At 76.7% G+C, this 9,720-nt stretch carries 13 protein-coding genes; 2 read left to right on the top strand and 11 right to left on the bottom strand.

Annotated elements, in window-relative coordinates:
* Window positions 1-45: 45 nt before the first annotated feature.
* The 5 genes from GTR00_RS07425 to GTR00_RS23690 all read right to left on the bottom strand — a co-directional run bounded on the left by GTR00_RS07425 (window position 46) and on the right by GTR00_RS23690 (window position 3,677).
* Window positions 46-654, bottom strand: a complete 609-nt coding sequence (locus GTR00_RS07425) for a UdgX family uracil-DNA binding protein (protein WP_166610997.1) — start codon at window positions 652-654, stop codon at window positions 46-48.
* Between the two features lie 228 nt (window positions 655-882).
* Window positions 883-1,056, bottom strand: coding sequence for a hypothetical protein (locus GTR00_RS07420; RefSeq protein ID WP_166610994.1), 174 nt, complete (start codon window positions 1,054-1,056; stop codon window positions 883-885).
* Between the two features lie 143 nt (window positions 1,057-1,199).
* Window positions 1,200-2,309: a carbohydrate kinase family protein gene (locus tag GTR00_RS07415; protein WP_166610996.1), complete on the bottom strand. Its 1,110-nt coding sequence runs from the start codon at window positions 2,307-2,309 to the stop codon at window positions 1,200-1,202.
* 61 nt (window positions 2,310-2,370) lie between these two features.
* Window positions 2,371-2,883 carry a SigE family RNA polymerase sigma factor gene (locus tag GTR00_RS23695; protein ID WP_323132310.1) on the bottom strand — a complete coding sequence of 171 codons (513 nt, stop codon included), beginning with the start codon at window positions 2,881-2,883 and terminating at the stop codon, window positions 2,371-2,373.
* A complete protein-coding gene (locus GTR00_RS23690) occupies window positions 2,880-3,677 on the bottom strand; it encodes a hypothetical protein (protein ID WP_166610993.1) in 798 nt (265 codons plus the stop codon). Before GTR00_RS23690 ends, GTR00_RS23695 begins: the two co-directional genes overlap by 4 nt.
* Window positions 3,678-3,853: 176 nt before the next feature.
* Here GTR00_RS23690 and GTR00_RS07400 point away from each other — a divergent pair, with 176 nt between their 5' ends.
* Complete coding sequence (locus GTR00_RS07400; RefSeq protein WP_166610992.1) at window positions 3,854-4,888, top strand: aldo/keto reductase; 1,035 nt, start codon at window positions 3,854-3,856, stop codon at window positions 4,886-4,888.
* Between the two features lie 54 nt (window positions 4,889-4,942).
* Here GTR00_RS07400 and GTR00_RS07395 read toward each other — a convergent pair whose 3' ends face one another.
* From GTR00_RS07395 to GTR00_RS23685, 6 genes are all read right to left on the bottom strand, one after another.
* Complete coding sequence (locus GTR00_RS07395) at window positions 4,943-5,941, bottom strand: YihY/virulence factor BrkB family protein (protein WP_166610991.1); 999 nt, start codon at window positions 5,939-5,941, stop codon at window positions 4,943-4,945.
* Between the two features lie 64 nt (window positions 5,942-6,005).
* A complete protein-coding gene (locus GTR00_RS07390) occupies window positions 6,006-6,152 on the bottom strand; it encodes a hypothetical protein (RefSeq protein ID WP_166610990.1) in 147 nt (48 codons plus the stop codon).
* Window positions 6,153-6,223: 71 nt separating this feature from the next.
* Window positions 6,224-7,054, bottom strand: coding sequence for a DUF3618 domain-containing protein (locus GTR00_RS07385; protein WP_166610989.1), 831 nt, complete (start codon window positions 7,052-7,054; stop codon window positions 6,224-6,226).
* A complete protein-coding gene (locus tag GTR00_RS07380; protein ID WP_166610988.1) occupies window positions 7,030-7,452 on the bottom strand; it encodes a phage holin family protein in 423 nt (140 codons plus the stop codon). Before GTR00_RS07380 ends, GTR00_RS07385 begins: the two co-directional genes overlap by 25 nt.
* A complete protein-coding gene (locus GTR00_RS07375; protein ID WP_166610987.1) occupies window positions 7,449-8,423 on the bottom strand; it encodes a hypothetical protein in 975 nt (324 codons plus the stop codon). Before GTR00_RS07375 ends, GTR00_RS07380 begins: the two co-directional genes overlap by 4 nt.
* A 40-nt stretch (window positions 8,424-8,463) precedes the next feature.
* Window positions 8,464-8,640: an antitoxin gene (locus GTR00_RS23685; protein ID WP_166610986.1), complete on the bottom strand. Its 177-nt coding sequence runs from the start codon at window positions 8,638-8,640 to the stop codon at window positions 8,464-8,466.
* 122 nt (window positions 8,641-8,762) lie between these two features.
* On the opposite strand from GTR00_RS23685, the gene GTR00_RS07365 reads away from it, so the two are divergent.
* On the top strand, window positions 8,763-9,720 hold a 958-nt coding region (locus GTR00_RS07365; protein ID WP_166610985.1), incomplete at its 3' end, for an FUSC family protein.

The following is a 9,720-nucleotide window of genomic DNA, read 5'->3' as shown; positions in this document are numbered from 1 at the left end:
CGGTTGTGTCCATGGTGTATCTATCTTGGCACGGCCGGGCCCCGCTCAGCCCAGGGCCCCCGCCGCCAGGCGCAGGTCGGCCACCAGCCCCGCGTACGCCGCGTCGCGCTGCTCCTGCGGCACGCGCAGCACGGCGGAGGGGTGGATGGTGCCCAGGAACGTCTTCTCCCCGCGCGAGGTGCTCAGCCGCATCAGCTGCCCGCGGTGCTTGGTGACCCGGAAGTCCTTGGGCAGCAGGGCCCTCGCGGCCGTCGCGCCGAGGCAGACGACCACCTCGGGGTCCACCTGCGCCAGCTCCGCGGCCAGCCACGGCCGGCAGGCGGTGACGTGCGCGACGTCGGGGCTGGAGTGCACCCGGCGCTTGCCGGGCGCCTCCTGGGTGAAGCGGAAGTGCTTGACGGCGTTCGTGACGTACGTGGTGGCCACGTCGATGCCCGCCTCGGCCACGGCCCTCTGCAGCAGCCGGCCGGAGGGGCCGACGAACGGCACGCCGCGGCGGTCCTCCTGGTCGCCGGGCTGCTCCCCCACCAGCGCCAGGCGCCCGTGCACGTCGCCGGCGGAGAAGACCACCTGGGTGGCCGGTTCCCACAGCTCGCAGCCGCGGCACCCGCGCGCGGCCTCCCGCAGCGCCTCGACCCCGGCCCCCCCGGGCACCCAGCCGGCCGCGCCGGGCCGCTCGGGCCGCCCGGGCCGCCCGGGTCCGGCGGGGCCCCGGTCGGAGGTGCGCTCGGGAGCGCCCTCGCGGGCACCCCCGGGGGCGCCGGCGGTCTCCACGGGTGCCAGGGGAAGCTGCTCGTCCACGCGCCGATGATGGCCCGCGGCCGCGCGGGCCGCCCGCGGTGGCGCCCCGCCGCCCGCTGCGGGGCGGGGCGCCGCTGCGGGTCAGCGGCCGCGGCGCACCGAGGCGACGCTCTCGGCGACCGCCGCGGCGGCGGTGCGGCCGGCGGACTTGGCCTTCTTGTCCACCCGCTTCTCCTTGAGGGACTTGCCGGCGGCCTTCTTCACGGACCCGTTGCGCGGGGACTTGTCCACGGTGTGCTCCTCTTCGCCCGGCACGGCCGGGCGCTCTCGCGCCGGTGGGGCGCGCGGTACCGCGTGGTGCCGGCGGCGGGCCAGGGACTCCCCCGTCGTGGTGCCCGGCCGGTGACGGGGTTCGAGCGAGCCCCGTGCGGTGCCTGAGACGGTACGCGCTCGCGGCGCTACGCGTGGCCGGTGGGGGCGGCGGGTCCCTGCGGCAGGTCGTTGCGCACCGCCAGCGTCGCGCCGGCCCGCCGCACGGCGCGGCCGTGCTCGGCGGGCAGCACGTCGTGCAGGAAGCCGTAGCGGCGCAGCAGCTCCGCGGTGGCCGAGGTGCGCGGGCCCAGCCGCAGGTGCGAGTACCAGTCGGCGATGTCGCCCCAGCCGGGCGCCGAGAGGGACCCGCCGAACTGCTGCACGCTCAGCCCCGCGCACAGGTTCGCGAAGGCCAGCCGGTCGGCCAGCGGCCAGCCGGCGAGGGTGGCGGTGAGGAACCCGGCGCCGAAGACGTCGCCGGCGCCGGTGGCGTCCAGCGCCTCCAGGCGCAGGCCCGGGGCCTGCGCGCGCTCGCCGGTCGTCTGGTCCACCGCCACGGCGCCGTCCGGGCCGCGGGTGACCACGGCCACCGGCACCCGCTCGGCCAGCGCCGAGACCGCCGCGTCCGCGTCGTCGGTGCGGGTGTAGCGCATCGCCTCCACGTGGTTGGGCAGGAACGCGTAGCAGTGCTCCAGGCCCGCGAGCACGTCCGGGCTCCACTGCGTGGAGGAGTCCCAGCCGACGTCGGCGAAGACCAGCGCGCCCTGGCCCTCCGCGCGCAGCACCCACGGCTGGGGGTGGGCCTCCAGGTGCACCAGGCACGCGCGCGCCGGCGGCACCTCCACCGGGTCCGGGGTGGGCGGGGGGTGCTCGTGCGTGACCATCGCCCGGTCGCCGCCGTAGGCCAGGGAGACGGTCACCGGGGAGTGCCAGCCGTCGACCCGGTGCGAGGTCGACAGGTCCACGCCCTCCTGCTCCCCCAGCGTCTCCCAGCAGAACTGCCCGTAGGCGTCGGTGCTGAACGCCGCCGCCAGGGAGGTGCGCAGGCCCAGGCGCGCCGCGGCGACCGCCATGTTCGCGATGCCGCCCGGGCACGAGCCCATCCCGGAGGTCCACACCTCGGTGCCCAGGCGCGGCTCGGCCTCCAGGCCGGTGAAGACGATGTCCAGGAACACCGTCCCGCGCACGTGGACGTCGAAGGGGGCGGCGGTGTCGGCGGCGGTGTCGGCGGCGGTGTCGGCGGCGGCGTCGGGCACGTGCCGATGCTGGGCGATCACGGCGGGCACCGCAACGCCTCCCCCGGCCGTCCCCCCGGGCTCAGCGCTGCACGGCGCCGCGCAGGGCGGCCAGTCCGCGGTGGGCGTTGCTGCGCACCGTGCCGGTGGTCACGTCGAGCAGGTCCGCGATGCGCTCGTCGGGCACGTCCTCGAAGTAGCGCAGCACCAGCACGGTGCGCTGCTTGACCGGCAGCGCGCGCAGCGCCGTGAGGAGCTGGTCGCGGTCGGCCAGCCGGCCGCCGGCGTCGGGCACGGCGCCGGACGGCTCCGGCAGCTCCTCGGCGGGCACCGGGCGCTCGCGGCGCGCCGCGCGGCGCCACCAGGAGGTGCAGGCGTTGACGACCATGCGGTTGACGTAGGCGACCGGGTCGTCGGCGGCCGAGACCCGCCCCCACTTCAGCAGGGCCTTGGCCAGCACGTCCTGCACGACGTCCTCGGCGGTGTCGGGGTCGCGCAGCAGCCCGCGCGCCAGCCGCACGAGGGCAGGGCCGCGCGCGGCCACGAACTCCTCGAAGGTCAGCACCCCGGCAGCCTCCTGCACCGCGCTGCTCACCGGACCACCCCGGACCCGGCGCGCCGCAGCGCCTCGGTGGCGAGGTCCTCGGCCAGGCGCACCGCGGTGGCGGCGTCCGGCTGGGCCGTCTCCGCGGTGAGGTCGACGACGACGTCGGCGCTGCGGGCGACGACGCGCGCGCGCCACCGCGGGCTCTCGCCCCGCAGGGTCTGCGCGACCCCGGTGACGGAGTCCTCGCCGACCCCGGAGGCCTCGTCCACCTGCCACGGGCCGGTCCCGTCGGGGTCGGTGCGGCACTGCGGGGCCTGCTCGCGCACCTGCGCCAGGTGGGTGCGGGCGGTGTCGCGCTCCAGGACGAGGACGGTCTCGGTGACGTCCTCGAGCAGGCCCGGGCCCGGGGAGCTCGCGGTCCAGCCGGCGGTGCGGCCGGCCCGCACGACGCTGGAGGTCGCGTCGACGCACAGCGAGCTCCAGGCCCGCGCGCCGGGGTCGACGACCGCGGCCAGCTCGGGGGCGTCGACGGCGCCGGGCAGCGCGGTGCGCACGGCCGCGGCGTCCAGCAGCGCGGCATCGGGCACCCGGGCGGGCGCGGGCGCGGGCACCGAGGTGGCCGGCGCGGTGCGCGCCGGCGGCGGCACGGCGTCCAGCTGCGACAGGCCCGCGGGCACGGCCAGCGCCACCAGCGCCAGCGCCCCGGCCGCCGCGCGCCGCCGGCGGCGCAGCACCCCGGCGCGGGTGCGGGCGCGCACCGCCAGGAGCGCCGGGTCCACCACGGGGCGCCTCGTGCCCAGGTCGCGCAGCGCCCTCTCCAGCGCCTCGTGCTCGGCGTCCACGCCGCCCCTCCCCGTCCGTCCCGTGCGCGCGGGCCGGGCGGCCCGCACGGACAGGACGCGGCGGGGGCCGCGCGCGTTGCACGCGCTGCCCGGCCCCCTCGTCCGCGGCGGCGGCGCAGGAGCAGGATGGGCGCGGGGACCACCCCCGGAGTTCACCCGTCTGGAGGAACCGCACGATGGAGTACCGGACCCTCGGGAGCAGCGGCACGTCCGTCTCCCACCTCGCCCTCGGCACCATGACGTTCGGCGCCGAGACCGACCGCGAGGGCGCCTTCGCCCAGCTCGACGCCTTCGTCGAGGCCGGGGGCACCCTCGTCGACACCGCCGACGTCTACAGCGCCGGCACCTCCGAGGAGATCGTGGGCGCCTGGTTCGCCGCGCGGCCCGCGGAGGTCACCGAGCGGGTGGTGCTGGCCACGAAGGGCCGCTTCCCCACCTCCGGCGAGCCGAACGGTGTGGGCCTGTCGCGCCGGCACCTGACGCGCGCGCTGGACGCCTCGCTGCGCCGCCTCGGCCTGGACGCGGTGGACCTGTACCAGGTGCACGCCTGGGACCCGTGGACGCCGATCGAGGAGACCCTGGAGACCCTGGACGCGTTCGTGCGCGCCGGGAAGGTCCACAACGTGGGCCTGTCGAACTTCACCGGCTGGCAGCTGCAGAAGGCGGTGAGCACCGCCGACGCCTCCGGGCTGGTGCGGCCGGTGACGCTGCAGCCGCAGTACAGCCTGCTGGTGCGCGAGATCGAGTGGGAGATCGTGCCGGCGGCGGAGGAGAACGGCCTGGGCCTGCTGCCGTGGTCGCCGCTGGGCGGGGGGTGGCTGTCGGGCAAGTACACCCGCGACCAGGCCCCCACGGGCGCCACGCGGCTGGGCGAGGACCCCGAGCGCGGCGTGGAGGCGTACTCGCGCCGCGGTGCGCAGCAGCGCACCTGGGACGTCATCGCCGCGGTGCAGCAGGTGGCGCAGGCGCGCGGGGCGAGCATGGCGCAGGTGGCGCTGGCGTGGCTGGCGGCGCAGCCGTCGGTGTCCTCGGTGATCCTGGGGGCGCGCACGCTGGAGCAGCTGACCGACAACCTCGGCTCGGCCGCCCTGGAGCTGGAGGCCGACGAGCTGGACGCGCTGGACAGCGCCAGCGACCCGCAGCCGGCGGACTACCCCTACGGCGTGCCGGGCGAGCAGCAGCGCAGCCGCAAGCTCACCGGCGGGCGGTGAACGTGCGGCTGCGCTGAGGGGCCCGCGGGCCCGGGGACCTCGCCGGTCCCCGGGTCAGCGGTCCTCGGGCTTGCGGTCGGCGGCCACCGCGTCGCGCTGCCCCATCGGCTGCGGGGGCCCCACGGTGGTGTCGTTGTCGGTCTGGCGCTCGGACTCGGCGTTGATCTCCGCGCCGAGGAGGATGGCGTAGCTGGTCAGCCACAGCCACATCAGCAGGACCACCACGCCGGCGAGGGCGCCGTAGTTCTTGGTGTAGGAGGAGTTCCCCGAGACGCTGACGTAGATCGAGAAGGCGGCCGAGACGACCAGCCACAGCACGGTGGCCACGGCCGCGCCCACGGAGGTCCACTTCATCCGCGGGGCGTCGCGGTCCGGGGCCAGGCGGTACACCGCGGCCAGGGCGACGAGGACGAGCACGAGCAGCAGGGCCCAGCGCAGGACGTTGACCACCACGCTGACGAGGCCGCTGGCGCCCAGGGCCCGCACGAGCACGGGGGCCACGGCGATGCAGGCGACGGCCAGGAGCATGAAGAGGATCGCGCCGACCGTCAGCAGCAGGGCGGTGCCCTTGACCTTGACGAACCCGCGGGTCTCCTTCTCGTCGTAGGCCATGTTCGTGGCCGACATGAGGTTCTGCACGCCGCTGGAGGCGCTCCACAGGGCCAGCACGATGGCCAGGGCCGCGCTCCACCCGGCGCTGGACTGGTTCTCGCTGACGCGCTGGACCTGGCTGGTCACCAGGTCGCGCGCCTCCTGCGGGATGGCGTCGATGCCGTTGATCTGGTTCGTGATGGCCTGCGGGTCGCCGAACAGGCTCCACAGCAGGAACGCCGCGGTCAGGGCCGGGAAGATCGCCAGGAACGCCTTGAAGGCGACGCCGGCGGCGAGCAGCGGGACCTGGTCGTCCTTCGCCTCGCGCCAGGCGCGCTTGGAGACCTGCAGCCACCCCTTGGCGGGGATCTGCTGCGGGGACTCGGCCTTCTCGCCGCGCTCGCCGTGCTGGACCGACAAACCGTCCGTCCTCGTTCCGTTGCGCTGAGTGGTCTTGCTCATGTCCTCCACTCTCCCGCCCCGCGGGCCGGGGCGCGCGCCGAGCGCGCCCCGGCCCGGGTGCGACTCACGGGGTGTGGGTGTCCCCCAGGGGTTCCGACGGCGCGTCCTCGTCGTCGGTGTCGAACGCCTCGTCCACCAGGTCGTCCGTGCTGGTCTGGACGGCGTCGTCCTGGTCGGGCAGACGGGTGCCCTCGTGCGGTCCGGTGCTCACGCGTCCTCCTCGTGCGGGGCCCGCCCCCTCGAGGGGGCGGGCCCGTCGTCGTGGTGGTCGGCGGTGCGCGGTCAGCCGCGGGCGGTGTCGCGGACCTGACCGGCCGCGGACTGCCCCTGGCCCTTGACCTCGCCGACCGCGGACTGGCCCTGGTCCTTGACCTCGCCGACGGCGGACTGGCCCTGGTCCTTGACCTCGCCCACCGCGGACTGGCCGTGCTCCTTGACGTGGGCGGCCGCGTCCTGGGCGTCCGAGCGCACGGCCTGCGCGCCCTCCTTGGCGGTCTGCGCCAGGTCCTGGGCCGCGGAGGTCGCCTGCTCCTGCAGGGTGCTGCGCACCTCCTGCACCTGCTCCTTGGCCGCATCGATGACGCCGCCGCCGTGCTCCTTGGCCGCGTCGAGCGCCTTGGCGGTGGCCCGGGTCTCCTTCTCGCTCGCCGGGATCAGCGAGGAGAGCAGCAGACCGGCGCCGAAGGCGACCAGCCCGGCCGCCAGCGGGTTGCCGCGCGTCTTCTGCGTGACGGCGCCCCTGGCGTCGCCCGCGCTGCCGGCGACACCGCCGCGGGCGTGCCCGGCGGCGTCGCGCACGTCACCGGCGGTGCCGGCGACGCGCTCGCGGAGGTCGCCCGCGGTGCCGCGCACGGAGTCCGCCGCGCCGTGCGCCGTGCCCATCACCGAGTCGGCGGCGTCGTGCGCCGAGCCCATCACGCGGTCCTTCAGGCCCGTGGCGCGGTCCTTGACCTTGTCCACCTGGCGCTGCGCGACGTTCGACGGGCTCAGGCGGTCGGTCAGCTCGTCCAAGTCGGCGCTGAGCGCGGAACGGGTGCCCGCGATCTCGTTCTCGATCTGCTCGGGGCTGCCGGGGCCGGCGTGGCCGGTCACGTCGTCGGGTGCTTGGCCCATTGCACGTCCTCCTTGAGTGTCGTGGTCGTCCGCTCCAGCGGCGGCGGGACCTGCTTGAGCGCCTTCTGCCCGCTCTTGGCGAGCACGGCGGCGATCACGCCCCACACCACCGTCACGATGAGCGCCGCCCAGGCGTGACCGATGAGGTCGCCGAGGGCGAGGATCGCCAGGGCGGTCAGCGAGATGAGGAACAGGTGACCGGCCACGCCGGCGCCCGTGAGGAGCCCGGCACCGCGGCCGGCGTTCTTCGCGTCCTGGCGCAGCTCGGTCTTGGCGAGGGCGATCTCCTGCCGCACGAGCGTGGACAGCTCGGTGGTGATGCTGGAGAAGATCTCCCCGATCGAGCGCTCGCCGCCGCCGCCGGTGTCGGGGCGGGGGGCGCTGGTCGCCCCGCTCACGGCCGCGATCCGTGCGAGGGCGCGTCCGACACCGACGGCACGTCGGAGCGGATGTGGTGCGGCAGCAGGTCCTCGTTCGGGTCCTCGCCGTAGCGGGAGACCGTCTCGTCGGTCGTGCCGGTACCCACGTGCCGACCCGCGCCCGGCCCGGTGGTCGGGCTCGTGGTGGTGCCCATGCCCGTCACGCCCGAGGCGTAGGTGGAGGACAGGTCGCTGCCGCGCAGGTCCGTGATGGTCCCCGTCCCCGCGCCCGGCGCGGTGCCCGGGGTCGGCGCGGTGCTCAGCGGCTCCAGCTCGCGGCCCTGCGCCGAGGGGCCGGCGTCGTGCGCGGCCTTGGCGCCGCGGGTGACGCGGCCGGCCACCAGGCCCGCGGCCAGCGCCCCGAGCAGGAAGGCGCCCGGGCGGCGGCGCGCGTAGGTGCGCAGCTGCTCCAGCAGCTCGGCCGGCTCGTGCGAGGACAGCGTCTGCCCCCACGCGCCGACGCGGTCGCCGGCCTGGCGCACCAGCTGGGTGGCGGGGCCGGACCCCTCGCTGGCGCGACCCATCTGCGCCAGCTCCTCACCGGCCTGGGTGAGGAGGGCGGCGATCTTGTCGCGCCCGGTGCTGGTCTGCTCGTCGACCTGCTTGCGCAGCTCGCCGAGCAGGTCACCGGCCTGCGCCTCGGCCTGGCCGAGCACGTCGCTCAGCTGCTCGCGGGCGGAGGCGACCACGTGGCCCGCCTCCTGCTTCGCGGTGCCGGCGACCTCCGCGGCCTGCTGCTTGGCGGTGCCCGCCACCTGGCCGGCCTGCTCCTTGGCGGTGCCGGCGACCTGGCCGGCCTGCTCCTTGGCGGTCCCGGCCACCTGGCCGGCTTGCTCCTTGGCGGTGCCCGCGGTCTCCTGGGCGCGCCCCTGCGCGTCGCCGGTACCGCTGGTACCGCCGGCACCGGCTGCCGTCGCTCCTGATCCGCCCGTCACGTCGTACGTCGACATGCTCGCCTCCTCCTGTGGGGTGCTGCTGCGGTGACCGGGCTCAAGCGCCCTGGTCGCCGCCGATGGCGTCGTCGGCCTTCTCCTGCGCGGCGTCGACGCCGGCGCCGAGCTTGCCGCCGCCCTTGGCGTCGGCGGCGTCGCCGGCCTTGTCGATGGCCTGGTCGGTCTGGGCCTCGTGACCCTCGGCGAAGTCCTGGGCCTTGTCGGCGATGCCCACGTCCTGCTCCTCTCGCCGGGACCGGCCCGAGCGGCCGGTCGTGGTCCGTTGCTGCGGGGTTCACTACCCGGACCGGGGGTGCTCAAACGTGCAGCCACGAGAAAGATCCACGGCGGGGCGAGGTGCCGACCACCGCGGTCCGCGCGACAGTGGCCCGCGTGGAGGCGGTGCTGCGCCGCGGGCGGGCGCTGCGCGCCGCCGCCCGCGGCACGCTGTTCGGCCGCCGCCCCCGGGTGGGCCTGGCGGTGCGGACGGCGCTGGCGGCGACCCTGGCCTGGCGGCTGGCCCTGTGGCTGCCGCTGGCCCCGGCGGAGACGTACCCCTACTACGCGCCGCTGGGCGCGGTGGTGGGCTCGTACACGACCGTGCGCTCCTCCCTGGACAACTCGCTGCGGGCGGTGGCCGCGATCGTGCTGGGCGGGCTGCTCGCCCTGGGCGCCCACGCCCTGCTCGGCCCCGGTCCGGCCGTGGTGGCCGTGGTGGTGTTCGCCGCCACGCTGCTGGCCGGCTGGTCGCTGCTGGGCTCCCAGCGCAGCTGGGTGCTCAGCGCCGCCGTGTTCGTGCTCATCGTGGGCGCCGCCGACCCGGTGGACTACGTGCTGGCCTACAGCGGGCTGACGCTGCTGGGCGGGCTGGTCGCGGTGGGCGTCAACGCGCTGCTGCCGGACCTGCCGCTGCTGCAGTCGGACCGGGCGGCCGGGCGACTGGCGGGAGTCCTGGCCGACCAGCTCGACGACCTGGCCGAGGGGTTGCGCCGGGACACCCCGCCCAGCGCGCGGGAGTGGAGCCAGCGGCTGCGCTCGGTGGAACCGCTGCGCACCGAGGCGCGCGAGCGCGACGCGGAGGTGCGCGACGCGCTGCGCGCGAACCTGCGCGCGCACCGGCACCGCGACGCGGTGCAGCGCCGGCAGGACCGCGTGCTGGTGCTGGCCAGCCTGTCGGTGCGGGTGGAGGAGCTGACCGCGCTGCTGGTGGAGGTGCAGAACCCCGCCGAGCGGGAGGTGGCCATGGAGGCGGTGCTGCGCCAGCAGGTGGCCGCCGCCCTGACCGCGGCGGCGGCCGCGGTGCGCGAGCCGGAGC

It is taken from the genome of Kineococcus indalonis (genome assembly GCF_009906395.1).
Taxonomy (GTDB): Bacteria; Actinomycetota; Actinomycetes; order Actinomycetales; family Kineococcaceae; genus Kineococcus; species Kineococcus indalonis.
This window is presented reverse-complemented; position numbering and strand designations above follow the sequence as displayed.